The sequence below is a fragment of the Streptomyces sp. NPDC047515 genome (genome assembly GCF_040643055.1).
Taxonomy (GTDB): Bacteria; Actinomycetota; Actinomycetes; order Streptomycetales; family Streptomycetaceae; genus Streptomyces.
On sequence record NZ_JBEYTM010000013.1, the window covers coordinates 1 to 23,265 of the forward strand.

The 23,265-nt window shown below is 71.2% G+C and carries 27 protein-coding genes and 1 pseudogene; 2 read left to right on the forward strand and 26 right to left on the reverse strand.

Annotation, left to right across the window (positions count from 1 at the left end):
* Positions 1–41 precede the first annotated feature (41 nt).
* Positions 42–434: a DUF317 domain-containing protein gene (locus tag ABZ826_RS13670; protein ID WP_361446955.1), complete on the reverse strand. Its 393-nt coding sequence runs from the start codon at positions 432–434 to the stop codon at positions 42–44.
* Positions 435–621: 187 nt separating this feature from the next.
* Here ABZ826_RS13670 and ABZ826_RS13675 point away from each other — a divergent pair, with 187 nt between their 5' ends.
* Positions 622–813 (forward strand): hypothetical protein, encoded by a 192-nt coding sequence (locus ABZ826_RS13675; protein ID WP_361446685.1) that lies wholly within the window; start codon positions 622–624, stop codon positions 811–813.
* Between the two features lie 178 nt (positions 814–991).
* Here ABZ826_RS13675 and ABZ826_RS13680 read toward each other — a convergent pair whose 3' ends face one another.
* The 25 genes and pseudogenes from ABZ826_RS13680 to ABZ826_RS13800 form a co-directional block, all read right to left on the reverse strand.
* A complete protein-coding gene (locus tag ABZ826_RS13680) occupies positions 992–1,867 on the reverse strand; it encodes a DUF317 domain-containing protein (protein WP_361446687.1) in 876 nt (291 codons plus the stop codon).
* 30 nt (positions 1,868–1,897) lie between these two features.
* Complete coding sequence (locus ABZ826_RS13685) at positions 1,898–2,101, reverse strand: hypothetical protein (protein ID WP_361446689.1); 204 nt, start codon at positions 2,099–2,101, stop codon at positions 1,898–1,900.
* A gap of 388 nt (positions 2,102–2,489) precedes the next feature.
* A pseudogene (locus tag ABZ826_RS13690) lies at positions 2,490–2,801 on the reverse strand (hypothetical protein); the annotation flags it as partial.
* Positions 2,798–3,271 (reverse strand): hypothetical protein, encoded by a 474-nt coding sequence (locus tag ABZ826_RS13695; RefSeq protein ID WP_361446691.1) that lies wholly within the window; start codon positions 3,269–3,271, stop codon positions 2,798–2,800. The pseudogene ABZ826_RS13690 and the gene ABZ826_RS13695, both read right to left, overlap by 4 nt.
* Positions 3,268–4,077, reverse strand: coding sequence for a hypothetical protein (locus ABZ826_RS13700; protein ID WP_361446693.1), 810 nt, complete (start codon positions 4,075–4,077; stop codon positions 3,268–3,270). The genes ABZ826_RS13695 and ABZ826_RS13700 overlap by 4 nt, the downstream gene beginning before the upstream one ends.
* 1 nt (position 4,078) lies before the next feature.
* Positions 4,079–4,684 carry a DUF4913 domain-containing protein gene (locus ABZ826_RS13705; RefSeq protein ID WP_361446695.1) on the reverse strand — a complete coding sequence of 202 codons (606 nt, stop codon included), beginning with the start codon at positions 4,682–4,684 and terminating at the stop codon, positions 4,079–4,081.
* Between the two features lie 94 nt (positions 4,685–4,778).
* Positions 4,779–5,669 carry a DNA cytosine methyltransferase gene (locus tag ABZ826_RS13710; protein ID WP_361446697.1) on the reverse strand — a complete coding sequence of 297 codons (891 nt, stop codon included), beginning with the start codon at positions 5,667–5,669 and terminating at the stop codon, positions 4,779–4,781.
* Positions 5,670–5,691: 22 nt separating this feature from the next.
* Complete coding sequence (locus tag ABZ826_RS13715) at positions 5,692–5,982, reverse strand: DNA cytosine methyltransferase (protein ID WP_361446699.1); 291 nt, start codon at positions 5,980–5,982, stop codon at positions 5,692–5,694.
* The gene (locus tag ABZ826_RS13720) at positions 5,972–6,574 is read right to left on the reverse strand and encodes a hypothetical protein (RefSeq protein ID WP_361446701.1); all 603 of its coding nucleotides are present in this window, start codon (positions 6,572–6,574) and stop codon (positions 5,972–5,974) included. The genes ABZ826_RS13715 and ABZ826_RS13720 overlap by 11 nt, the downstream gene beginning before the upstream one ends.
* On the reverse strand, positions 6,571–7,749 hold the full coding sequence (locus tag ABZ826_RS13725) for a DnaB-like helicase N-terminal domain-containing protein (RefSeq protein ID WP_361446703.1): 1,179 nt from the start codon (positions 7,747–7,749) through the stop codon (positions 6,571–6,573). The genes ABZ826_RS13720 and ABZ826_RS13725 overlap by 4 nt, the downstream gene beginning before the upstream one ends.
* Positions 7,746–7,982, reverse strand: coding sequence for a hypothetical protein (locus tag ABZ826_RS13730; RefSeq protein ID WP_179886750.1), 237 nt, complete (start codon positions 7,980–7,982; stop codon positions 7,746–7,748). Before ABZ826_RS13730 ends, ABZ826_RS13725 begins: the two co-directional genes overlap by 4 nt.
* A gap of 99 nt (positions 7,983–8,081) precedes the next feature.
* Positions 8,082–9,875, reverse strand: a complete 1,794-nt coding sequence (locus ABZ826_RS13735) for a TraM recognition domain-containing protein (RefSeq protein WP_361446705.1) — start codon at positions 9,873–9,875, stop codon at positions 8,082–8,084.
* Between the two features lie 77 nt (positions 9,876–9,952).
* Positions 9,953–10,390, reverse strand: a complete 438-nt coding sequence (locus ABZ826_RS13740) for a hypothetical protein (protein ID WP_361446707.1) — start codon at positions 10,388–10,390, stop codon at positions 9,953–9,955.
* Between the two features lie 29 nt (positions 10,391–10,419).
* Entirely contained in the window at positions 10,420–11,127 is a 708-nt protein-coding gene (locus ABZ826_RS13745) for a hypothetical protein (RefSeq protein ID WP_361446709.1), read from the reverse strand.
* A 16-nt stretch (positions 11,128–11,143) separates the two neighbouring features.
* Entirely contained in the window at positions 11,144–11,641 is a 498-nt protein-coding gene (locus ABZ826_RS13750) for a hypothetical protein (protein ID WP_361446711.1), read from the reverse strand.
* A 32-nt stretch (positions 11,642–11,673) separates the two neighbouring features.
* Positions 11,674–12,447, reverse strand: coding sequence for a hypothetical protein (locus ABZ826_RS13755; protein WP_361446713.1), 774 nt, complete (start codon positions 12,445–12,447; stop codon positions 11,674–11,676).
* Positions 12,448–12,473: 26 nt separating this feature from the next.
* The gene (locus ABZ826_RS13760; RefSeq protein ID WP_361446715.1) at positions 12,474–12,935 is read right to left on the reverse strand and encodes a hypothetical protein; all 462 of its coding nucleotides are present in this window, start codon (positions 12,933–12,935) and stop codon (positions 12,474–12,476) included.
* 88 nt (positions 12,936–13,023) lie between these two features.
* The gene (locus ABZ826_RS13765; protein ID WP_361446717.1) at positions 13,024–14,391 is read right to left on the reverse strand and encodes a hypothetical protein; all 1,368 of its coding nucleotides are present in this window, start codon (positions 14,389–14,391) and stop codon (positions 13,024–13,026) included.
* Between the two features lie 263 nt (positions 14,392–14,654).
* On the reverse strand, positions 14,655–16,160 hold the full coding sequence (locus tag ABZ826_RS13770; protein ID WP_361446719.1) for an ATP-binding protein: 1,506 nt from the start codon (positions 16,158–16,160) through the stop codon (positions 14,655–14,657).
* A 19-nt stretch (positions 16,161–16,179) separates the two neighbouring features.
* Positions 16,180–16,635: a DUF6238 family protein gene (locus tag ABZ826_RS13775; protein ID WP_361446721.1), complete on the reverse strand. Its 456-nt coding sequence runs from the start codon at positions 16,633–16,635 to the stop codon at positions 16,180–16,182.
* 44 nt (positions 16,636–16,679) lie between these two features.
* Positions 16,680–18,149, reverse strand: coding sequence for an SCO6880 family protein (locus ABZ826_RS13780; RefSeq protein ID WP_361446723.1), 1,470 nt, complete (start codon positions 18,147–18,149; stop codon positions 16,680–16,682).
* A 90-nt stretch (positions 18,150–18,239) separates the two neighbouring features.
* On the reverse strand, positions 18,240–19,610 hold the full coding sequence (locus tag ABZ826_RS13785; RefSeq protein WP_361446725.1) for an ATP-binding protein: 1,371 nt from the start codon (positions 19,608–19,610) through the stop codon (positions 18,240–18,242).
* Between the two features lie 31 nt (positions 19,611–19,641).
* Positions 19,642–20,328 carry a hypothetical protein gene (locus ABZ826_RS13790; RefSeq protein ID WP_361446727.1) on the reverse strand — a complete coding sequence of 229 codons (687 nt, stop codon included), beginning with the start codon at positions 20,326–20,328 and terminating at the stop codon, positions 19,642–19,644.
* Entirely contained in the window at positions 20,328–20,636 is a 309-nt protein-coding gene (locus ABZ826_RS13795; RefSeq protein WP_361446729.1) for a DUF6112 family protein, read from the reverse strand. The genes ABZ826_RS13790 and ABZ826_RS13795 overlap by 1 nt, the downstream gene beginning before the upstream one ends.
* Positions 20,637–20,709: 73 nt before the next feature.
* Positions 20,710–21,837, reverse strand: a complete 1,128-nt coding sequence (locus ABZ826_RS13800; RefSeq protein WP_361446731.1) for a C40 family peptidase — start codon at positions 21,835–21,837, stop codon at positions 20,710–20,712.
* A gap of 637 nt (positions 21,838–22,474) precedes the next feature.
* On the opposite strand from ABZ826_RS13800, the gene ABZ826_RS13805 reads away from it, so the two are divergent.
* A complete protein-coding gene (locus tag ABZ826_RS13805; RefSeq protein WP_361446733.1) occupies positions 22,475–23,224 on the forward strand; it encodes a site-specific DNA-methyltransferase in 750 nt (249 codons plus the stop codon).
* The last annotated feature ends 41 nt before the right edge of the window (positions 23,225–23,265 follow it).

The following is a 23,265-nucleotide window of genomic DNA, read 5'->3' on the forward strand; positions in this document are numbered from 1 at the left end:
CAGCAACATGCTGGAACAGTTCTGCCGCACCACCGGGGCGCCTATGCCTGACCTGCGGAAACCAACCGATCACACTCGAAAGAACAACAGCCAGTGAGTGCCGCGAGGAACCCGGCGACGGCCTGGGCCGGGACCCTCGACCCGAAGGTCTGGCTCCATGCCACCCGTCCGTCGGCTTCTTTGACCTGGATGTGCCACAACTCGCCGCGCTCCGCCTCCTTGGTTTCGGGGAGGAACCCGACGTACACACGCTGGTCGGGGCTGGAGCAGTGGACGTTGGCGGCGAGGTCGGCGATGACGTCCCACCCCCGGCCTTTGAGGAGGTCGACGACCGGGCCCGCACAGTGGCAGTCGAGCAGCCACTCGCGGTCGCCGAGCGCCGAGTGACGAGGTGCGGCGGGGACATGGGACAGGGCGGTGGCAGTAAGCGTCACGAGCAGCAAACCCTTCGTTGACCTGTGGTTTTTCGAAGCGGTCGTACGTTGACATGGTCGAGGAGTAGGTCTCCAGTCCTTCCCAGAGGTGGGCGTCTGCCGTGGGCGAACTGGCCATGGCAGCGCCCGCCTGTGACCACTCGGAGGAATGGATCGGTCGCCCCGGGAGCTGTTTCCGGGGCGACCGATGGAAGGCGGGAAGAGCGACGTGCTGGACCACGAGATGGGTACGTACGACGAGACCGTGGATGACGTGGTAGCGGCGTCCTTGGGCCGATCCCGCATGGCGGACGGCAGACGGATCGATCTGAGCGTCGAGGAGCTGGCGGTGGGCGCTGGCGGGGGCGAACTCACCTGGAGCGTCGTGGGGCCGACGTGAGCTAGCGGCGGCTCGTGCGAGCTGCCGGGCTGGTGGTGCCGGGAGCCGCCGCCCGCCGGCGTCCTGGGTACGTAGGGACGACCACGACCGCCTCGGTTGAGCGGGCGCGAGCGGCCTCTACCTGCATCGTGGTCGAACGTGCCAGTGCGCGTGAGAGGCCGTCGGTGCGGGCTGCCGTTCACGAGCGTGCCGCCGCGGCCCGCCGTCGATGGGCGAGGCGGGTCGGTGGGACAGCACTGGGGCTGCCCGTCGTTGCGGACGCCGCTGGTGGTCGGCGGACGAGGTGACCCACGTGGGAGCGTGCGCGTGCGGCTGCGGCACGTCGGACGTCCAGCGGAGTTGGCACCTGGGGAGACACGGGACGTATTCGGGCGGCGCCGCGGTTTCGCTCCGGGACCTCGAGCTCGTAACGGAGCACGGGACTGGGGTCGGCCAGGCGGGCGGTGGTCGCCGTGATCAGATCTACGGGGACGCTGGAGGTGAACGTGGCGTACCAGCGCGAGCTGAAGCCGTCCCGGCCGCCCCAGAGCAGCCAGCGGTCCTGGTCGCCGCGGAGTTCGGCGTGCCGATCCAGGACCCCGCCCCTGTAGGTGAGGCCGGCGAGTTCGTCGGGCGCGGTGAACAGAGTGGTGAGCTGCCAGCTCCCTCGCTTCCATCCGGCTTCTTCCAGGGGCCGAAAGCCTTCCTCGGCCGGTCGCCGCGGACTGGTCAAGGCGGCGTCCGGATCCTTGGCGTAGCTGGTGGCGAGGGCGGTGGTGAAGGCGGTCACCAACTCCGTCGGCGTGTTGGAGTCGAAGGTGGTCAGCCAGTCGGGCGGCCCGAACGGGTCGCTGTGGGCGGCGACCTTCCACAAGGTGTTGTCCGGGCCCTCGGGCAGGAAACCGAGCCGGACATGCTGGTCGGGGGAGGAGACGTAGACGTTCGCCAGCTCGTCGCTGTGCGCCATGAAGCCGTGGTCGAGGAGTGGTTGCATCGCCGGGTCGCCGACGGTGGTGGAGCCGGCGAGGTACAGCGGGGTTACGTGGACGTCGCCGTCGAGCGTGTGTGAGGGCATGCGGGATCTCCGGGTGTGAGCGGCGGGCCGTCAGCGCTGACGGCGTGAACGACCGTGCGCGGCAGGTGATGCGGGCGAGGTTGCGGCCTCCGCCCCGGGCGCGGCTGCGTGGACGGCGTACGGCCGACGGGCCAGGGCCGCCTGAGCCTGGGGCACGGCGGCCATCGGCTCGGCGAGACGCACGTGCACCAGGTCCCGGTGGCGTTCGGGGATGTCGCCGGCGAAACGCGGCACAGCGTCCGCGCTGGTGAGAGCGGCGGCGGCAGCGGCGCGCAGGTGCTAGTGGGGTACTACTGCTGAAGAAGGCCCTCCAGGTCGGCACGTGAACGGGATCGACGCCGCCGGACAGTCGCCACATGGACTTCTCCGGCGTCAGCAGCTCGGTGTACTCGTCGAGCCATCCGCTGCGCGTGCGCAGGGCCGCGCGGCTGTCGGGCGAGACGATCCAGTACGGCCCACTTCCATGAACCGGCTCCCAGTTGCTCTGGCGCAGCACGTCCTCCTGGCCGAGGCCGGTGTGGTGCTTGCCGCCGCTGAAGTAGTCGCGGAAGTGGTTGGGCAGGCTGTCAACGAGCGTCTTGGTGAAGGCGACGATGATCTCGCGGGGCGTGTTGCGGTCGAAGGTGGCGATCCAATCCGGAACGCCGAGCGGGTCCTCGGCGTAGGTGGTCGTCCAGCCGCCATAGGCGCTCTCCACGGGGTTGGCGATACGGACTCGCTGACACGGGCTGGCGTAGTACGTGTCCGTGTCGAAAGCGACGGTCTTCGTCCAGCCGGCGGCGTTGTCGAGGACGCTGAAGACGGCCTCCCTCGTCCCGGGACCCGCGAGGTGGACGGGTGCGACGAGGACCTCGGTATTCGGGGCGAGACCGCCGAGGTCGAGAGGCGACATGGGGAGGTACCTCCGGGCGGCGGATGAGGGGCTGGGCGTCATGACCGGCGGCGAGCACGCGGCGGAGCCGTGGAAGCGGCGGGGGCCGGCGAACCGGCGTGTGCCGGACCTGCGCTCCCGTGCGGGGATCGGGACCGTGCCGCTTGGGCGCGGCGGCCATGGAGCGGTGCGGTCCCGGCGGATGCCTCACGTTCGCGGTCCAGGCGGCGAGCCGCGGTGCGGTACGCGGCCTGGTCCTGGCGCTCGCCGACCGCGAGGAGGTAGATCTCGCGGCGGTGCTGCGAGGTCGCCGGGGCATCTCGGTACTGGACGACCATGCGCCAGCGGGTCTCCGGATCGACGTAGATCTTGTGGCAGCCCGCGAGCTCGCGGGTCAGCGCCGCTCCGCGTTCGTTGCCGTGGACCAGGTGCTGCAGCTCCAGCAGGGCCAGGTCGCGGATGCTCTCAGGAACGGAGCGCAGATCGGCCAGGGCTTCAGGGTGCGCCGCGAAGGCGTACCGCGCCCGGCTCACCGCGCACCCCGGTGAGAGCGCGGTGCGGAAGGAGACACGGGGTGAGGAGTCGCGACGGGCGCCGGGGGGACGGCGATGCTGGCGGTTCCGGCGAGCGGGGAGCGGGTGCGGGCAGCCTGGGCCCTGTGGACGACCGTGGCCTCCGGGGCCGGTGCCAGTGGGAGAGGAGTGCTGCGGTCCATGGCCCAGTCGTCCGCCGCCTCGGCGTTGGCGAAGGCTCCGTCGCGCACCGTGTAGGAGCGGAAGTCCTTGGCTGTCTCTTCGAGGAAGAGCCGGTAAGGGGCGTGCGCCGAGTCCGGGTGGCTGTCGTGGACGAGGGTGCGCACCTCGGCGCCGAAGTTGAACGAGCCCGGGGTCTCGGTGTGGTGGGCGATGACCTCGTACCGGCCATCGGGATTGGTCCGGAGCAGGTCCTCCAGCCGCGAGGTGAGCGCATCGGCGGGGCGTGGCCCGTGGTTGCGGCTCGGAGCGGTGGCCTCCGGCGGGCAGCCCCGGCGGATGAGCCAGTTCTGGGCGAGCGGGACGGTGGGGGCCCGCTCGTACTCGAAGTCGAAGGTCCGCTGCTCCACGTCTCGGGTGAGGTGGAACGCAACGTACTCCGCTGTGCCGGGTACGTCCCAGATGGCCGCCCGGTCGTGGAACAGCAGGTAGCTGTCGCGTCCGTCGTCGCTGTGGTGCTCGGCGAGGGGTACGAACATGTCGTCCGAGAGCGTGACCGAGAAGAAGTCCTCCTCGATCCGCTCGGTGGCTGCTTCGAAGCCGTCGATCCGGTAGTCCGGAGCCTGGGGCTCGTATGTGGCGGTCATGTCAGGCTCCCGCGGGCTCGGGCGAAGCCAGGAGCCGGTGGTTGGGGCGGGTCGGACTGGTGGTGCACGCCCCGAATGGACCGTCGGGAACGCGGAGTTGGAGAAGAGTGGGGTCGAGGTGGTCGCGGTGCCATGTCGAGGGGCCGGTGAGGCCGGCCTCGGTGTCGGTGAGCTGTTGCCAGGCCAGCCACAAGGCATGGAGGCGGGCCACGGCCTCGGGGTGCTCCTGCCACTGCCGGCACCACGGCCGGCCGGTGGTGATCTCCCGCCCGTAGACCGGCAGCAGCAGGTCGTGCACCCAACTCGTCAGCGCCGCGAGTTCCTCGACGTATGCCTTGCCGTCGAGGGCCAGGATGAAGATGGACGCCGGGCGTTCCTGTGAGTCGCCTGGCTCGGCCGCCGACGTCGCGGCGACCGAGCCCTCGCCATCACCGCGCTCGGCTCCGTCGCCCTCGTCGTCCGGGGGCGGGGCGTCGTTGGTGAGCTGGGCGAGCGTCTCGCCCTGCTTACGGCTCTCCGTGACCAGCCTCGCGACCGTGGCGACCAGGTCGTCCAGATCGTGGTCCGCCACGCGAATCGGCTCGCTCTCCTGAGCGGGTTCGGCCATCGCTACCCCTCCGCAAGATCGGGTGGTTGGGGTGGCGAGGATCCGAAGAAAACCGGGTTTGGCCAGGCCGGGAATCCGGTGTAGAGAGCGCCGTTCACCGCGAGCCGTGATGGCTGCAGACCGCGACGGGAGGAGCGAGGATCTCCAGCGCGCGAGCGGCCTGCTGCGGCACGACTCCGTTGCCCAGAGCGGATAGTTGGGCTGGGCGTCCCAGTCCCGGAGTGGCCGTCACCCAGCCGGGTTCAAGCCCTTGCATCCACTCGACGAACAGCGGGCTGAGGCGCCCCGCCTCGTCCGTGGGCAGGGGCGCCGGGCGCGTTGCCCTCTCCCATTGGGCGATGGCGGCGGCGTACGGTCCCCACGCCCTTCGTCCGTCGGCGTCTGAGTCGTGAACATGAGGAGCACTACTGCTGAGAGCGGGGGCCGGAAGTCCGCGCCCGGTCGGCGTCCCGGAGTGCCGGTGTCGCTTGCCCGTGGGGTCGGCAGCAGTCGGGCAGCCGCCGAGGGCAGTGTCAGGCCCCCGTTCCCGTGACGCTGGTTGGGCGATCCCTTGGCTCCGTCCGACGCCTTCGGTGTCGGCAGCAGCCACTCGACCTCGTCCGCCAGATTCGGACCGTGCCCGCCCTGCTTCCTCTTCGTCGGGTGCTGACTCCCTCCGTTCGTCGCCAGGTTGCTCGTCGGCGTCTTCAGCAACGGCGGCCCGCCAGGAGGGCCAGGCGGCGAGGAAGATGCGCTCACGGCGGTGCGGGGCTCCGACTTCAGAGGCGCGAAGCACGCACCAGCGCGCATCGAACCCGAGGTCGGCCAGGGAGCCGAGTACGGCACCGAGTGCGCGCACAGCAGGCTGGCCTGCGGTGTCTCCCAGACACCACGGGCAGGGTTCCACGTCGCCAGGGGAACCGGCGGGGGAGGTGAGGAGTCCTCGGACATTCTCGATGACCACCAGGCACGGGTTGAGGGCTTCGATGGCACGGACGATGTGCAACCACAGACCGGACCGGGTGCCATCAGCCAGTCCGGCGCGACGGCCGGCGACCGAGACGTCTTTGACAGGGGAACCCGGCCGTCAGGACGCACACCTCCGGGACATCGGCCCAGTTCACGGCTGTGATGTCGCCGAGATTGGGCACGGCCGGCCAGTGTCGGGACAGGATCCGGGCTGGGCCTGGATCGACCTCGGCATGCCAGGCGATCGTTCCGCCGAGGACGGCTTGGACGCCGAGATCCAGACCGCCGTACCCGGAACACAGGCTCCCGATCGACGGCGGGTGCGCCGCTGCCTGGAGATCAGCGCGCATGGCGGGACACCGGCATGTAGGCGAGACGGATCGGCTCGGTCGCGGGCAGCTCGGCCGGGACGCGGTAGATCGAGTTCGCTGGGCGTGCCGAGCGGCTCAGTGCCGCGAGGACACGAGGCGGGGTGCCATCGATCCGGTCGGCAGCGTGCCGCAGAGCGACGAAGGCTTCCTGCAGCGAGTCCACGGTGAGGTCCAGCCGGTCCTGCACGACGTCGAACGCGGCCTGGCGGGCGCCATGGAGGTCTGCCGAGGCTGGGGCTTCCGCGTGCTGACGCAGGAAACCGAGCTGCTCGAAGGCTTCGGTGTAGTTGGTCACGGCGCGTCCCGCCGGGGCGGACGCGCCGGTGTACGCGGCGATGACCGGACCGAAGTCGAGGCCCGGGTCGTTGTCGGTGACGCGGAAGAGGACCTCGTCGGACAGGTCCTTCACCAGCCCCGTCAGCGCGGCGAGGTGGTGGGACGCGGTGACGAGGTCAGGCAGGGAGTTCGTTGTGTACGACCCGACAATCTCGTGGCGGGCCTCCTCGAACTCCCCGGCCACTGCGCACAGTTCGTCCTTCTCCAGGCCGGCGCGGCCGGTGTGGTCGGTCATGACGGACTCCGAAGGTTGTGGCGGGAGGGAAGCGCGGCGCAGGAGGCCGCGACCGGCGCCGCGGGGGCCGTCGCATCCGCGAGGCGGCTGCGAGCACGGGCGGCGTCGATACGGGCGGCAGGAGGCGGCGCACCGGGACGGCTTGCCGGCCGCCGCTGCTCGGGTTCGGCTTCGTGCGCGAGGCGCAGTCGGCGGCGCACGTCGTCCAGCGGGCCGAGCGCGTGCAGGGCGTAGCCGATGAGCTGCCCGGGCGCGAGCGCGTCGCGGTTGGCCAGGGCGCCGACCTGCCGGGCCGCGAGGGCAGCCGTGCGGACGAGGGAGGCTTGGACGACCTGCTCGCCGAAGTGCTCGGCGGCCCCGCCCACGAGCGGATCGCAGATCCGCATCACACGCTCGGTGTCGAGCGTCCCGTCTGCGAGGGTGCCGCGACGCTGGATCTCCCACAGCACGGTCAGCTGGTCGATGGGTTCGCCGCGATGGTGCAGGGCTCCCAGCGCGCGGTAGATCTGCTGATGGCCCGGGTCGGCGAAGTCGCCGGGGCGGAGCCGCCGCACCAGGCCGAGCAGTTGCTCGGGGCGGGAGGCGAGGCAGCCGAGGAGGAATTCCTCGTCGGCGAGGACCTGCTCGCCCACCGGCTGCGGGCGCTCGGCCTGGGGTGCGTACGGGGTGGGCGGCTGCACGGGACGTGCCTCGGTGCCCCAGCCGCGGGCCAGGTCGGCGAGTACGTCGGTCAGGACCTGGGCGTGGTGCAGAGTCTCCTCCACCGTTCCGGCCCGGCCGTCGGCGAGCGCGGCCTGGTGGAGGCGGGCGGCGTGCTGGGCCACGCTGCGGTGGATGGCCCCCTCCAGGACCATCCGCCCGTACACCGGGGCGTGGTCGGGGCGCGGGCACGCCGACGCGAGGGAGTGCAGATACGAGGCGGTGAGCCCGCGGGTCCGTGTGCTCGCCTCCCGCAGCGTGTCTGTCACCCAGGCCAGCGGGACGGGGAAGCCGGCCGTTGTGGCTGCCGCCGGGTGACCGTCGGTCTTGAGCTGGAGCATCGCGGCGTAGATCGCCGTGTGCGCGGGGCGGGAGAAGTGTTCCGGGCGCAGCCAGGGCGAGAGCCTGTCGAGTTGGCCGGGCTCTAGGAATATCGCGCCCAGCACGGCCTGCTCGGCGTGGACGAGCGGGGTCACGGCCGTGCCTTGCGCGGGGGCTTGCCCTGGGCGCGGATCTCGGCGACTGCACGGTCGGCCGCGGCTAGGTCGGCGGCGAAGCGGTCCAGTTCACCGGTGAACGCGGGGTCTGAGGCGAGCAGGGAGCCGGACGGGGACACGAGCCACCAGTCGGCGCCGCGCCGTACGACGGGTGTGCCGGCGAGGCGCTCGGACCGGCGGATCGAAGCCCAGGACGGGGCGGGGTGGGACATGGGAGTACCTCAAGGAGATGGGGGCGAAGGCCCAGGGACGCGACGGTTGGGGGCGTGCACCGTTGCGTCTCGCCAGCCGGGCACCTGGCAGCACCGGGGTCATGCGGCCGGACCGAAGTCGTCTCGGCGCAGGTTCTTGGCCAGCGCGCGCTCAGTGATCGCCGCGGTCGCCGTGGCGGACGCGGCGCCGAGCCGGTCGGCGTCCGGCTCCCGGTACCAGGGCTTGAGGTCGAGGAGCGCGGGGCGGATGCCGGTGGCCAGCAGCAGGGCGGAACCCTTGCGCAGGGCGCGGATCGCGTCCGCCGGCAGCACGCGCTCCTGGCGCATGGAGACCGATGTGGACTTGCCCGACTCGCTGGTGGAGACCGAGACCGTACGGACGTCGTGATCGCCCACCAGGCGGCTGAGTTTGTCCGCGAAGTCGGCGTCGTCGATGCCCGAGCCGACGAGTTTGATCGTCGCGGCGGACCACAGGGCGTCCATCCCTGCCTCGCCCCAGACCCGGACGCCCTGGCGGTAGGACTGCAGGATCGTGATCGGGATGACGCCGCGGGAGCCGAGGTGCGAGTACAGGTCCGGCAGGTCGGCGATCTTGCACACGTTGGCGGCCTCGTCGAGGATCGCGAGCAGCGGGGCGTCGAGCCGCCCGCCGTCGCGCTCGGCCTGGACGACGGCCGCGCGCATCACCGCGTCGGCAGCGGCTGCGATGATCGCCGAGGCGGAGCCGCCGCCGTCCTTCGACAGCAGGAACAGGGTGTCCTTGCTGGTGGCGAACGCCTCCGGCTTGAACTCGCAGATCTCGCCGAGGCCGCTGGGCGGCGTGACCCAGGCGGCGATGGCCGGGTCGAGCAGGCAGCTCGCGTACTGCCGCGCGGTCTCGAAGATGCCGTCGCGGGTCTCGACGGCGCCGGCCACGGTGCCCTGGAGCTGGGCGGCGACCGCGTCGAGTCCGGCGTCCTGGAGCAGGTCGATGGGGGAGCGGTCGGCCGGCGAGGCGAGCCAGGCCAGGACGTCGGTGATCGGCCGCCGGTCGCGGGCGGCGGCGAGGAACAGCGCGGTGAGCGTGTTCGCGGCGGCGGTGGACCAGAAGTCGCCCGCGTTCGACTCGTCCACGGAGGCGGTCACGAAGTGCCCTGCCAGACGGCGGGCTCCGGCGAGATCGCGGGCGTCGGCGAGGATGTCCCACCACATCATCTGGGGCGCGTGGGCGATCTGCTGCGGATCGAGCGTCCACACTGTGCCGGCTTCGGCGCGGGCCGCGAGCGTGGCGGTGTAGGCGTCGCGGGCCGCCTTGTTGGAGGTCAGCAGTACCGGTCCGGGAGCGCGCAGGATTGCCGGGATAGCCAGGCCGGAGGTCTTTCCGGACCGGGGTGCCATGATCGCCAGGATCACGTCCTCCCACGAGGAGCGGACCTCGCGTGCGCCGGGCGTGAGCGTGCCGAGCAGGACGCCGCGGTCGTCGGGGACGACGTCCTTGGGCTTGGTGCCCTTGAGGCTCGGACGGAGATCGATCGCCTTGGCCGCGATCTTCTTGGGCATGAGGTCGGCCAGGTCACGCTGGTCGGCCAGCCCCTTGGGGTTGCCGCGCAGCCGCAGCCACACCTTCGCGCCGAGCAGCGCGGCGGCCAGGAGAACGAGTGCGGGCAGGACGTAGCAGGCGCCGACGAGGACCGGCTGTGGAAGGTGCGGCCAGACCTCGTGGGGGTGGAGCAGCGCGTCGGTGGGTTCGTACGGGGTCCAGGGGCCGGACCTGGTGAGGGTGTGGGCGGTGTTGCCGAACAACCAGGCCAGCGTCCCGGCCCCCATCCCGAGGCCGGCGAGGGACAGCATCAGGTACAGCAGGAAGTCGGTGCCGGTGGTGGTCGAGGGCGTGCTGGTGCGTGCAGGAGACAAAGCGCGGTCCCGTTACGTGTTGCGAGAGGGGCGATGGGCTGGGGCCGGCGGGTTCTTCTGGTGATCACGAGGGGCTCCTAACAGCTGCGGTGGGCGGAGGTGGAGGGAGCCGCGGGCGCGGCCGAGGCCATGGTGTCCGGGGGTGCGGGTGGTGCGACCGGGCCGGCGGTCGGCGAGGACGACGAGGCCACGCCGCTGATCCGGTGCCGCAGGATCTCGTCGCGCACGGCGGCGACGGCTTCCTCGGAGACCAGGTCCTCGGCGACGTTCGCGTCGAAGCCCCTGGCCCGGAGCAGACACGCGGCGCGCGTGGCCCGCTGCGCTTGTTCTTCCTCGGACAGCCCGCCGGGTAGCTGGTGCCAGACGTAGTGCGGCGGGACGGTCTTCTTCACGAAGCCGCACGCGGCAAGCACCTCGTGGGCGCGCGGGTCGCCGCAGTCGGCGATCACCTCGTTGCTGAACGGCTTGCGGTAAATCTCGACGTCGGTTCCGTACTCTTCGTGCAGGAAGGACACGCAACGGCCTTTCTGATGAGGCGGATTGGTCAGCGCGTTCGGTTCGGCCTGGACGCGGGCGGTGGAGTGTCCGCAGGTGCCTCGGGCGTGATGGCGGACGTTCCCGCGCGCTGGGTGGCCGGGGCGGTCGCGTAGTAGTTGGCGACTCGCGCCTGCCAGCTCGGCTTCGCCGGCCGATTGAGTGCCCGCAGTTGGTCGGCGGCGTCGTGCAGGTCTTCGCCGAGGTCGGTGAGCGTCGCTGCGGCTTCAGCGAAGTCGTAGGACAGATCCCAACCGGCGTCGGTTTCGGATGCCTTGGCCTGTTCGGCGGCGGCTTCGAAGAACTCGCTGAGGCGGACGAGCACACCATCGTGGGGGTCCAGGACGTGCTCGGTGAGGCCGGCCGCAGTCTCGTACGTCTCGGCGCCGTTGAGTTCGTCGGTCAGCCGCAGGACCTGGTGGCCGTGGACGTGTTTGCCCTGGGGGTCGGAGGGCGTGGTGAGGGGGCCCACGTGCAGATCGGTGCCGAGGTCGACGCGGTAGCCGACGGCGGTGAGCATGCGGGCCGCGTGGCTGGCCATCTGGTTCTCGCGGGCTTTGCCCATGTCCCAGGGCAGGCGATACCAGAAGGACCGGGGCGTCGTCTCGATGACAAAGCCCGCGCGCTTGAGGAGTGTGGTGGCGAGTTCGTCTCCGCCTTCGGCGGTGACATTGCCGGTCGGATGGCGTGTGATGACGACGTCGGGCGGGGTGGGCATCGTGGGGGTTGTCCGTTCAGAAGTGGGGGTTCTCGGTCGGCCGGTCGCTCGTGGAGGCGGCGTCCAGCAGCTCGGGCAGGTCCGCGGGGTCGGCATCGCGCTGATCGAGCCACCAGCCGGCGCGGGTCAGCGGCCGTACGGCGTTCTCGATGGCCTCCCACTCCGCCTCGCTCGTGGTTCCTTCGACGACGAGCGCGGTGTACGCGGAGGAGACGAGCTGGTGGCGACAGCGGGTGGCCCAGGCGACCGCGCGGTCGGTGCCGTCCAGCGGGGGCATGCGGTACTGCGCGGACCACGCCTCGGCCTCGGCCTGCTCGGTCACCCTCTGCTTCGAGAGCCACCCGGCCGTGGACTCGGGGTCCTCCGCGCGGGCGGCCCGCCAGCAGTCGGCGCAGTCCCGGCCGGCGAGCCAGCGGGCGTATCCGGCACGGCGGTCGGCCGGACGGTCGGACAGGTCGGCCTCGGCGGTGTGACCGCAGGTGTGGTCGATGGTCCAGAACTTCTTCACGGCCATGAGCCGGACTCCTTGAAGTTGGAAAGGGCGGATCAGCGCGTACGAATCGGGGCGGTCGGCGTGGCCTGGAGGCGCGTCGCTGGCTCGTCTTGCGGCTTCGGGGCGTTGGCCGGGCGGTTGGGGGACGAGGCCATGGCGGCGCGCGCTCGCGCGGTGTGCGTGACTCGGAGCCACTCCTGCCGCTCGGGCAGCGGCACCTCGGCCAGGGGTGGGGCGTTCTCGGGGGTCACGTCGGGCATGACGGCCAGTTCGAGCTGGGCGCCGACGAGCTGGTCACCGAGGAAGGCGACGTGATGGGCGACGTTCCGCAGATGAAGGCCCAGCTCGTGACCATGCGGAGTGTCGAGCCGCTCGCACCAGGCGGCGGCCGTGTCGATGAACTCCTCCAGGTCGAGCACGACGCCGTGGTGTTCGTCGAGGATCTCGCCCAGGACCTCGGAGACGTCCGCCGCGCGACGCAGCTCGTGCAGCTCGCCGGTCAGCGCGGTAATGGACTGGCCGGGCCGTGTCGCCCGCGCAGGCGCTCCGTCCGGAGTGGGGACCGGCGGCGGGATCATGATCCTGGGATCGGCTGCGACGGACAGACCGGCGTCCTGGAATTCGCGGGTCGCCCTGGCCACGGTCCGTACCGCCGTGTTGTGGGGAGTGTTGTCCGCCAGCAGGTAGACGTCGAGGTACTCGCTGTAGCGGAAGTGGTGCTTGCGCAGGACCTCGTCGAGGAACGGTCGGCCGTCCGCGACGGCGGCGGCCACTCCGTAGTCGGGGTGCATTCCGAACGCGACGTCCGGTTCGAGTTGCAGAGTCATCGCGCGGGCTCCTTGGTGGGTGCGGTCTAGCGGGTGCGGACCGGCTGCGGGGCGGAGGGGGCGGGGCGGTACTCGACGGCGATATCGGGCTGCCGCGCCGGCGTCGCGGTCGCGCGGGCCGGAGAGATGGCGGTGGCGGCCTGGGACCTGCGCTGCTGGGCCGCGGGTGTCACCGTTGAGGCGGAAGGTTTCTCCAGCCGCTCCAGGAGGCCCCGGCCCGTGCCGAGCCGGGTATAGGGCTGGAGGTCGTACGCGACATCGGCCTTGACGCTGTACTGCGCGGCCCGCAGGGACTGGACCGCCTGCGATCCGCGCCGGATGGGATCGCGGTGCGGGTCGGTCAGGCCGTACAAGGCGCTGCCGGGCAGCCGCTCGAAGCCGACGAGCCGCAGGATGTGTTCGGCGACGTGGTTGTCGTGCGACGTCGCCGCCACGACGCCGAACCGGTCGTGGTTACCGACGGTGATATGCGGGCGGGTTTCCGCCACGAAGATGCACCTCGCAGAAGTCGGGGCAGTGGGGAGGACGAGGATGCGGCCGGAAGACGGATTTGGTGTGGCCGGAAATCCGCGCTAGTCAGCGTGAGCGCGGCAACTGACTGGAGTTGAAGAAGCGGATGGCCGGCGGACCGGCAGCCGTCTCGATCGCCGCCGTGATCTGGCGAGCGGCGTGCGGAGACCAGGAACGGGCAGCCTCGGCGCGTGCCGACCGGACCTGCTGCGCACGGAGCGGTCGGGTCGGTGGCGGGGGCGGTGCCTTCTCGGCGCGCGCGATGTCGACGAGGACGCCGGCGTTGTCCATCCAGGTCAGGGAGTAATGCCAGCCCTCGGCGTTACGCATCGCCACGGCGTCTGCGAAGTCTGCCTTGGCATGGGGATGGTCGGGCAGCAGCGCCTCGGCGACCACCTCGAACTCGGCCTGGACTCGGGCGCCGCCGTCCAGCGCCGCGCGCAGGGTGCGTAGCCGGTAGGACCAGCGCCCGGCCATACGCTCTGCAGGGTCAAGGAGGGGGAGCGTCTCCTCGGCGTGCTCGACCAGGGCCGGACCGTGCTCGAGGAACGGAGCGAACTGCGCCCACATCTCCGCGTCCCGCACCTGCTGGCGTAGGCCGTAACGCTCGTCGAGCGGCCAGTGCTCGGCATCGCACAGACTGTCCGAGACGGCGTCCCGTTCGGCCAGAACGCGCGCCCCGGCAGCTACCGACGCGGCGACCTGTTCGATACGGGCCTGGTGAACGGCCTCGTCGTATCGGGGGAATAGGCGGGCGGTCACCTGGGACGCTGCCCGCACCGGGTGGGCGCTCACGGCAATGCCGTTGGGCGCCTCGTTGGTTGTGGCGAACCCGCTGCGTCGTGGCTCCAGCGCGGCGACGAGGAACTCGTGCTTGCGCAGGGGTCGGTCGATGACCAGCAGCTCGACGCCCGATTCGCTGCTGAGCACCGCATCGCGGTGCGGCGTGAACTCGGAGAGGGCCCAGCTCACGTGCCCGCGCCCCCAGACCCGCTCGCTGAGCGGAAACTGGCCTACACCCGTCGCGTGCTTGTGGACGGTGACGGCCCAGGTGCCGGGGAGTCGGGCCGACAGTTCCTCGGCGAACGTCGCGAGATCCCGCCGCGAGTCCGGGCGACCGGGCGATGCGACCGGGATGTGCTGCGCGGGCTGCGAGCGCCCGAGCGGGGCCGAGGTCGCGCGCGCCGGGTCGTCAAGCGAGGCGTCGTCGATGGCGACGTAGTGGGTGGCCACGTCGTTGTAGAGCTGCTGAAGCGTCGCCCGGACATCGACCGGATGGTTGTTGCCGAGGGCGTAGGCGAAGCCGGGGTGGCAGGTGGAGAAGCCGGCATCGAGCAGCAGCTGGTGCGCGGCGCCGAGGTCGTCCTGGGCTGTGGAGGCGGTGAGTCCGAGCTCTCGGTGCTTGTCCAGCGTCATCCATGCCAGTTCAGCCATGGCGCGTGTCGCCGCCCTCGTGCTCGGCAGGGCGTCGGCCGTTCACTCGTCGGGCCGCTTCCTCAGGGCCGAATGAGCCTGTAGCCATGGGAGTGTGACCGCGTGCGGCGTCGGCGTAGAGCTGGACGAGGCGGCGCAGGCCGCGACGGATGGTGCGCTTCAGGTGCATGGGCGAGACTTCCCGTACGGAGGGCGTGGGGAGGGGGAGCCGGCGCGAGGCGTCGGCTCCCGTCGGGCGGGGCGCTTGATCGCGGGCGGGTGGCTCAGGTATGCATCCGGGCGTCTGTGTCGAACAGTTCGCGCTCGTGCGGGTGGAGCAGATGTTGAGTAATGAACGATCGGCCCGCGACCTTCCATAGGCCGCGCCCCTTGGTGAGGGCGGAGACGGCCTGGGTCTCGACGCCGGTGAGGCCCAGCAGGGCTGCGGCAGAGCCGAGTTGGTCGGCTTCCTGGCGGTAGATGATCCGGGTGGAGCAGTCGGTGAGCAGGCCCTCGGCGAGTGCACGGCCCCGGGAGCCGGCGTCGCCCGCGGTGAGCAGGTCGCTGAGGCGGTGGATGACCATCATGTTGGCGATGCCGAGCCCTCGGCTGAGCTTCCATTGGCTCTGCATGCGTTCCAGCAGGGCGACGTGCCGCATCACGCGCCATGCCTCGTCGTAGATTACCCAGCGCCGTCCACCGGTGGGGTCGGCGAGCGCGGACTCCATCCACGCGGAGGCACAGGTCATCGCGAGGACGAGTGCGGTGTCGTCGCCGGTGCCTCCGAGGCGGGACAGGTCGATGGAGAGCATCGGCGCGGCCGGGTCGAAGGCCACGGTGCTCGGCGCGTCGAACATGCCGGCCAGGTCGCCGTGGACGAGGCGCCGCAGTGCGTGGGCCAGGTCCTCGGCTGCCTGTCCCAGGCGCCCGGAGAGGTCTCCCAGTGCGGCGTCGAGCCGCTCGGGTGAGCCGAGTACGTACGCGATGTCGCCGAGCAGCGGGGTGGTGCCGGCGGCTTCGGCGTGCGCGACGGCCTGGTCGAGTGCCACGTCCAGGGCGGTGTGTTCCATCGGGTGCAGGTCACGCCGCAGAACGGTCTTCGCGAGGGAGCCGAGGAGAAGCAGGCGCCGCTTGCGGACCTCGCTGGCCCAGTCCTCCTGGCTGACACCGTCCGGCCTAGCCGGGGCGTCCAGCGGATTCAGCCGACCGGGAAGGCCGGGACCCAGGGCGATGGTCTGCCCGCCCAGCGCCTGGGCGACCACGGTCCACTCGCCCTTCGGGTCGCACGGCACGTAGATGCGGTAGCCGAAGGCCACGGCGCGTACGGCGAGGGACTTGGCCAGGGCGGACTTGCCCATGCCGATGATCCCGGCGAGCAGGATGTTCGGGTTCGTGAAGCCGTCGAGCCGCCCGTACAGCGCGAACGGGTCGTAGGTGAAGGCGGCCTCCGCGTGCACGTCGCGGCCCACGTAGATGCCCTGGGCGCCCAGGCCGCCCTCGGCGAGGAAGGGGTAGGCGCCGGACGCGGTGGCGGTGGTCATCCGGTGGGCGGGGAGCTTGAGCCGGCCGCCGCGGGCGGAGGCGGGACCCGGGCGTCCGGCGGCCGGGTAGGTGGCGCGCAGCTCGGGATCGATGCCGGTCGTGGTGCGGCGGGTTTCGGGTCGGGCGGCGTGGCGGGCCTTGTCGCGGGCGGCGGCGAACTGGTCGCGTGCGGCGCGGGCCGTGCGGCGGTCGGTCTTGCGGGGGACGAACAGCGGACTTGCGCTGGCACGGGTGGTTCGGTTGGGCATGGCGGTGGTGCTCCGGTGGTCAGTGGCGGGTGAGGCCGGTGAAGGGGTCGCGCAGGTCGGCCGGGGTGTGGTCACGGCGGACGCGGGCGGCGGTGGCCAGGTGGCGCTGGCACACGGTGAGGTCGGGGGCGCCCTCGGGAAGGCGGGCCCGGCACGCCTCCCGAGTGGGACGGCGGCCAGTGCCCGGGTGCGGGGCCGCGTGGTACGCGGCGTGGAGGTGCTCGGCTGCCTGCCACAGCCGGATGCGGCAGGCCCTCAGGTGGTCGCCCTCGGCGGCGGCTACCGGGCTGGTCCGGGCGGTGTGCGCGTCCAGCAGCCCGTACAGGGCGACCAGGTGGGCGTGCAGGGAGTCCAGTTCGGTGCGGCTGGCGGCGACCGGGGCGACGGGCATGTTGATGGCCCGGTGGAAGTCGAGCGCGGCGGTGGCGAACGGGACGAAGTCCGGAGCCAGTTCGGGCAGGGGCTCGGTCGGCATGGGTGTGCCCTTCGGTAGAGCGCGGTCGGTGGTGCTGGGCCGCGCTACGGGCGGGCGAGCGGCAGAGCGGCGTTGGTGAAGGCTTCGGCCTGCTGCCAGGTCAGCAGGCGCAGGTCGACGAGGGCGGCGACGGCCGCGGTCTCGATGGCGGCGCAGGCGGCGTTGAGCTCCTCGTCGGTGTCCGCGCTCACGGTGAGCAGGCCGGTGAGTGCGACGTCGGCGTGTCCGGCGATGAGCTGGCGCTCGCGCTGCTTGATGTCGGCGTACTCGACTGAGTCCTCCTCGGAGTCGACCTGGCCCTTGCGGGCCCGCTCGGTGGCGTCCGCGATCACGGTGGCCTTCTTGCGCTGTACGTCCTTCAGGGCGGCGTCCAGCCCCTTGGGCTCGTAGCTCAGCGAGAGGGTGCGGCGCACGCCGGTGGTGAACAGGAGCTGGTGGAGGAAGCCAGGGCTGGTCTCGATCCGCGGCCAGTTCTCGATCCAGAACGTGGCGTGGTGGGCCGAGTCGGTCTGGATACGGTCGGCCTTCTCGACCAGGACGACCGGCCCGGCGGCAGCGGAGTCGGCCTGCGGACGGCCCGAGTCGGACCACCGATCGAGGGCGGCCGACGCCTTGGGGTCGTACGCGGTGCGGATCACGGCGGCGATCTCGCTCGCGGGCAGCCAACCACTCGGCGCGAGCCCGGACGTACGGGCGGACTGGTCGAAGGTGGAGGCGAGCTGGGACAGGACGGCGAAGGCCCCCGTGAGTCCGCCGCCGGCCTGGTTGATCAGGCGGCGGGCCGCCTTGAGGTCGAGGGCGAGGGCGACGTACGCCTCGTGCGGGGCGGCGGCGGGGCCGGCGGCGGCCAGCAGGTCGCTATAGATCGGACCGGCGAGCGGGGCCTGGGCGTTGCCGTGCTCGTGCCAGTAGCGGTTGAGCGCGTCGCCGGAGTCGGGGACAGTGCGCTCCAGGACCTGGACGCGGGCGATGTGCCCGCTGCGCGACAGCGCGGCCAGCGTACGGCCCCAGCCGGAGACGTTGCCGGTCTGAGTGGCCGGGTCCAGCAGAGCGAAGGCGCGGGAGGAGACCTTCACCACGGCGGTGAGGGTGCCGTGGTGCGGATCGTGCACCGCGCCGAGGCGTCCGTCCCGCGAGGCGACCACCCGCAGGGACGCGGCCGTGCCGGGCAGGTGGAGCAGGCCCTCTCGCTGCGGCCGGGTGGACGGATGGGCGAGCCAGACCAGCTGGCCCCGGAAGCGCCGGAGCGCGTACCCGACCGCGATCGGGGCCCAGTCGGCCAGTGCGCGCCCACGGTGTCGGATGAAGACCGCTGCGAGGACGACGGCCCACAGCGGGACGAGCTTGAGCGCTCCGGTCACGCCGGAGGTGAGCAGCACGCCGAGCAGAAGCAGGCCGCAGACCGCGACGACGATCAGCTGAGGAGCCGAGAGACCGAGCAGCACGCCCCGGCGAGACCGGTGAGGGAACTTGACCGTGGCCGGACCATCGGGGTGGGAAGCGTCAGGGAGCATGACGAAGCCGTCCTTGGAACGTGAAGAGAGGGAAGAAGAGGAAGACGGGGCGAGCCGGGCGGGACCTCGGTCCGCCCCGTCAGCTGCGGGCTACGAGCCCCGCCGGTCCGCCGGCCCGGGATAGATCCACCGCTGCGGGGTGGCGCCGCCCTGCGGAGGAGGGCCGCTGCGCCGTGGCGCTGGCGGGTCCAGGTGCGTGACCTGCGGCTGCGCGACTGCGGCGCCTTGTGGCGTCGGCCCGGAGACCGCCGGTGCCGAGTCGGCCGACTGGCTCTCGCCGGGGCGCTGGATGAGCGGGACTCCGCGGTCGCCGTCCGTGGGAGGGCGACGGATCAGCGCACGGCCCTTGTCGCCGGTGGCACCCGGGTCCTCACCGAAGCGGAAGTGGGTCTGCTTCGGCTCGGTGTCGCCGCCGGATCCGCCGGTCGGGTCGATCCCGGAGGCGACGCCACCGGAGCCCTGGCCCGGCACCTTCGCCGGTCCCTGCGGAGCCCGCATCCCCGTGCCGGCCTGCACAGCGAGCTGCCCCGCGGTCTTCGCCGCACCCGAGGCGACCGCCATACCCGCGACACCGGTGCGGTGCAGATCGTCGTGGCCGCCGCCATCGGCCGCCCAGTGCACGAATTTGTACGTGGCGTAGGGGCAGAGCAGCACCAGGACCATCACGACGATGCCAGCGATCGCGTCCGACAGGGCGCTCAGCCCGTCGCTCGCGTCGGTCTTGCCCACGGCGGAGACACCCAGCAGGAACACGATCGTCATCAGGAGCTTGGAGACGATCAGGGTGCTGGTCGCCTCGATCCAGCCGCGCCGCCAGCGCCGCGCGACCTCCCAGCCGCCGCCGGCCCCGGCGAACACGGCCAGGGTGACCAGGACCAGGATGCCGACCTTGCGGGCGACCATCACCGCCCAGTACAGGAAGGCGCCCACCGCGCAGCCGAGTGCGACGATGGCGGGGACGCCCCAGCCCAGGCCGTACATCGCCCCCAGTTCGTTGACCTTGATGATGCGGCGTACCGCGTCGTCCACGGAGCTGTTGGCCGCTTGAAAGAGACCGGCGCTGAGTGCGTCGACCACAGTGATCGCGACGGTGGTGCAGGCGATGGCGGCGAAGGCGAACAGGACGCCGGCCGCGGTTCCGTACACCGCCTGTGCGAGGGCGCGTTCGTCCCGGCGCCAGGCGGCGCGGGTGAGCTGCAGGCAGAACGTGCCGACGGTGAGGATGAGGCCGATGGGCAGGATCAGCTCGTAGTTGCTCCTGAACCATTCGGCGTTGAGATCGATGGCGGTGGTCTTGTCGACGGCCTTCGAGGCCAGGTCCGCCGCGGCCTGGGCCATCTCGCCCATCGACTTGGCGATCCAGGCGCCGATGCCGTCGGTGACGGCTTCGCCGGTCGCGCCGACGACACCGCCGACGGTGTCGCAGACCGTACTCATCAGAGGAAGGTCGCAAGCCCCCATGAGGGCACCTCCTTACACAGGTTGAGGGCGATCACGGCGCGACGTTCGGCAGGACGCCGACCAGGGCGCAGTCGCGGTCCGGTCGGCACTGGACGGCGAGGGTCGTCGAGCGGGACTCGGCTCCGGCACCGGAGCCCTTCCAGGCGATGGACTGCTTGCCGGTGACCGTGACGGCGTAGACGTACGCCTCGGTGATCGCGCCGGGGTCCTGGGCCAGGGCGGTCTTGAACGCCTGCGGGAAGTGGCCCTCGCCTACCGTGGCGCTGGCGTGCTGCCCGTTGTCGTGCATCCGCGACCACAGCACTGGGCTGGGCACCTGGTCCGTGACCGACTTCCAGTCGGCGTACTTCTTCTCGCTGGTCATCCACCGCTTAAGGCCGGCCAGGTGCTCGGCCCGCGAGAAGGACCGGGTGTCGTACGTCCAAAGGACCTTGGTGGCGGCCTTGGCGAACTCGATCGCATCGGTCGTCTTGGGCGGGGAGGCCACCGCCACCGCGGTACGCGCGGTGGCGGCCGGGGAGGGGGAGGCCGAGGAGAACGCTGGCGCGGGGGTGGCCTTCGGCGGGGCCGGGCTCTGCGCACGGGTGATGTACGCGAGCAGTCCGGCGACGGCCAGCAGAACGGCGAGGACGATGCCGCCGATCGAGGCGCGGCGCAGGACCGAGGAGGGGGCTCCATGCCTCCGCTCCCTGGCGGAAGGAAAACGTTTCTTCGGCATTAGTGAACCTGCGTCCCCATCGCCGAGAAGAACGCGACGATGCCGTTGGCCGCGCCGAGTAGCAGAGCGCAGCCGGCGGCGACGACCGTGCCCTTCTTGCCGTTGGCCTCGGCCTGGTGGCCGCCGCTGTGGTGACCCCAGGCCCAGACGAGGGCGGAGATGGCGAGGGCGCCGACTACGGCGATGATGCCGAACAGGTTGATGCTGCCCATGACCTTCTTCAGGACGTCGAGGCCGGGCAGGCCGCCCTCGCTCGGCGTGACGCCGGGGTTGTACGCCAGGAACTGGGCATGCTCAATGAGCTTCACTAGAACTCCAGTACGAATATGGGCATGCGAAGGCCCGGAAGGGGAGGAGCGAGAGGAGAGGGGAGGGGGTCGGTCAGACGATCCGGCGGGCAGCGAGGACGTCCGGCCGCCACTCGGCGAGGGTCGAGATCTTGACCACGTCACCGGTGCGCGGCGCCTGCAGGAGCAGGCCGTCGCCGATGAACATTCCTACGTGTTCCGGGACTTCGGACGTGCCGCGGGTGAAGAGGAGATCGCCCGGCTTGAGGGCGTCGACGCTGACCGACTTGCCCTCCTTGACCTGCGTGTACGTGGTCCGGGAGATCGAGACGCCCCCGGCCTTGTACGACATCTGCATCAGGGACGAGCAGTCGCAGCGGCCCACTGGGTCCTGGCCGTGCGGATCGGTGCACGCGCCACCCCACTGATACGGAGTGCCGAGCTGACCGAGACCCCAGCGGATGGCGGTGCGGACCGACTTGGGCGCATCAGCCGGGATCTTGTAGTCCTTGGGGACGGAGCCTGCGGGGATCGGACCGAATTTGGCCCCGTCCTCACCGGTGCCGCACGCGCCGGGAGCCGCATCCGTCTGCTCGCCCTCGTCGCCTCCGTCGGAACTCGACTCCTCCGACAGCGACGTGGCGATGGCCTTCTGTAGAGCCGTGCTCAGCGGCTTCCACTTGGCGTAGGCGTCAGGGAAGCCGCTCTTCTGGACCGCCTGTGCCGCCTGCGTGACGGTCATGGACTGCCAGCCTGGGACCTTGAGTAGAGTCTCGTAGAACCTCGTCGAGGCGTGCACCGGATCGCGGACCTGCTGGGCCGTTCCCCAGCCCTGGCTTGGGCGCTGCTGGAACAGGCCGAGTGAATCCCGGTCGCCGTAGTCCAGATTCCGCAGCCCCGACTCCTGCAGGGCCGTGGCCAGAGCCACGACCTGCCCCCGGGCCGGTACCTTCATGGCGACGCCCGTGGCCTGGATCGTCTTGGCGTTCGGGATCTGCTCCGCGGGATCGTCCAGCCCCGGGACCGACACTGTGGCCTTCCCGCCGCCCTTGAGGATCGACTCCACCTGCTTGGCGACCGCCGCGGTATCCACAGCCTGTGCATCGCCGCTCGCACAGGCGGCCTGGGCACTGCTCGCGCCGGCCAGAGCCATAGCGAGCGGGGCGATCAGCAGTAGTGGGCCAAGAGCCACGGACCCGACTATTGCCGCGCCCGCCTTCACGGCCGCAGGCCGTCCGCCGAGCGGAGGTCGCAGGAGTCGGACGTCGGGGAAGGGCGTGCCTGGGCATGCTGCATCAGCAGCTCCTTACTCGTAGGCAGCGCGGCACCAGCGTTCTCTTCGAAAAGGTCACTGGCACCGCACCGGTCGGGAATTCACAACACCTGAGATCAGGGAATGGAGATTCCAGGGGTCGGGAGCGGCTAACTCCCGACTCCTGGGAACCCCGTTACTGGAGAGCGGCAGCCAGCCGCGCTCTTAATCTCACACGCCACACAGAGAATCCCCCTCGCCGAAATGCCAGGCCGTTTCGTGAGTGCTTCCGGGCCGCCGCTTGGACGAGGCAACACGCATCAGCACAGCTCAACAGGGCGGGAGCGGGGCCCCGTCCGTCGAACACGGCGAGACTGTAGAGACGAATTCCGGCCGCGCCAAACGACGCCTCGTCTGGCAGTCGAGGCCCGTGATGTGGCGGCAGAGCGTCATTAGGTGCGGCCGGGGATGGTGGTTACTCTCCAGCCCATCGCTCTCCTCAGGCGGCTGCTTCTGTGGCTTCCGGGAGCGAATCACGCCACGTGTGCGGTATTCCGGGAACGCGGAATCCCGCACGACCGTCCCCGCGGAAAGAGAGAACCGCACAATGTCGTACACCCTGCACCGAGGCGACGCGCTGACCGCCCTCGCCGGCATCCCCGACAACAGCGTCGATGCCGTCATCACCGACCCGCCCTACAACAGCGGTGGCCGAACCAGCGGCGAACGAACCGGCCGCAGTGCCCGCGCGAAGTACACCTCGGGCGACGCCGAGCACGACCTTGCCAACTTCCCCGGCGAGAACCGCGACCAGCGCTCGTACGACTTCTGGCTCACCCTCCTGCTCACCGAGTCCTACCGGGCCACCGCCGAGTCGGGCGCCGCGCTCGTCTTCACCGACTGGAGGCAGCTGCCCACCACCACCGACGCGCTCCAGGCCGCCGGCTGGACCTGGCGCGGGATCGCCTCGTGGCACAAGCCGGTCTCCCGACCGCAGAAGGGCAGGCTCAAGCAGTCCTGCGAGTACATCGTCTGGGGCACCAAGGGCCCGGTCGACCCCGACCGGAACCCCGTCTACCTGCCCGGCCTCTACACCGCGAGCCAGCCCCGGAAGGACCGCGTGCACATCACGCAGAAGCCCGTGGAGGTGATGCAGGAGCTGGTGAGGATCTGCCCGCCGGGCGGAACGGTCCTCGACCCCTTCACCGGCTCCGGAACGACTGGCGTCGCCGCCCTGCGCGAGGGCCGCAAGTTCATCGGCGTCGAGCTCTCCGAGCACTACGTGGACATCGCCGAACAGCGCCTTCGCAATGCCCTCACTCAGGAGGACCTCGAGCTGGCAGGCCCCGAGGAATGAAACGGGGTCCGTCAAGCCACCACAGCTGAACCAAAAAGAAG

Coding starts and splice junctions, on each gene's coding strand:
- ABZ826_RS13675 (WP_361446685.1), top strand. CDS start 622: ATGGAAGGCGGGAAGAGCGACGTGCTGGACCACGAGATGGGTACGTAC.
- ABZ826_RS13680 (WP_361446687.1), bottom strand. CDS start 1,867: ATGCCCTCACACACGCTCGACGGCGACGTCCACGTAACCCCGCTGTAC.
- ABZ826_RS13700 (WP_361446693.1), bottom strand. CDS start 4,077: ATGACCGCCACATACGAGCCCCAGGCTCCGGACTACCGGATCGACGGC.
- ABZ826_RS13705 (WP_361446695.1), bottom strand. CDS start 4,684: ATGGCCGAACCCGCTCAGGAGAGCGAGCCGATTCGCGTGGCGGACCAC.
- ABZ826_RS13715 (WP_361446699.1), bottom strand. CDS start 5,982: ATGCGCGCTGATCTCCAGGCAGCGGCGCACCCGCCGTCGATCGGGAGC.
- ABZ826_RS13720 (WP_361446701.1), bottom strand. CDS start 6,574: ATGACCGACCACACCGGCCGCGCCGGCCTGGAGAAGGACGAACTGTGC.
- ABZ826_RS13730 (WP_179886750.1), bottom strand. CDS start 7,982: ATGTCCCACCCCGCCCCGTCCTGGGCTTCGATCCGCCGGTCCGAGCGC.
- ABZ826_RS13745 (WP_361446709.1), bottom strand. CDS start 11,127: ATGCCCACCCCGCCCGACGTCGTCATCACACGCCATCCGACCGGCAAT.
- ABZ826_RS13750 (WP_361446711.1), bottom strand. CDS start 11,641: ATGGCCGTGAAGAAGTTCTGGACCATCGACCACACCTGCGGTCACACC.
- ABZ826_RS13755 (WP_361446713.1), bottom strand. CDS start 12,447: ATGACTCTGCAACTCGAACCGGACGTCGCGTTCGGAATGCACCCCGAC.
- ABZ826_RS13765 (WP_361446717.1), bottom strand. CDS start 14,391: ATGGCTGAACTGGCATGGATGACGCTGGACAAGCACCGAGAGCTCGGA.
- ABZ826_RS13770 (WP_361446719.1), bottom strand. CDS start 16,160: ATGCCCAACCGAACCACCCGTGCCAGCGCAAGTCCGCTGTTCGTCCCC.
- ABZ826_RS13775 (WP_361446721.1), bottom strand. CDS start 16,635: ATGCCGACCGAGCCCCTGCCCGAACTGGCTCCGGACTTCGTCCCGTTC.
- ABZ826_RS13780 (WP_361446723.1), bottom strand. CDS start 18,149: ATGCTCCCTGACGCTTCCCACCCCGATGGTCCGGCCACGGTCAAGTTC.
- ABZ826_RS13785 (WP_361446725.1), bottom strand. CDS start 19,610: ATGGGGGCTTGCGACCTTCCTCTGATGAGTACGGTCTGCGACACCGTC.
- ABZ826_RS13790 (WP_361446727.1), bottom strand. CDS start 20,328: ATGCCGAAGAAACGTTTTCCTTCCGCCAGGGAGCGGAGGCATGGAGCC.
- ABZ826_RS13805 (WP_361446733.1), top strand. CDS start 22,475: ATGTCGTACACCCTGCACCGAGGCGACGCGCTGACCGCCCTCGCCGGC.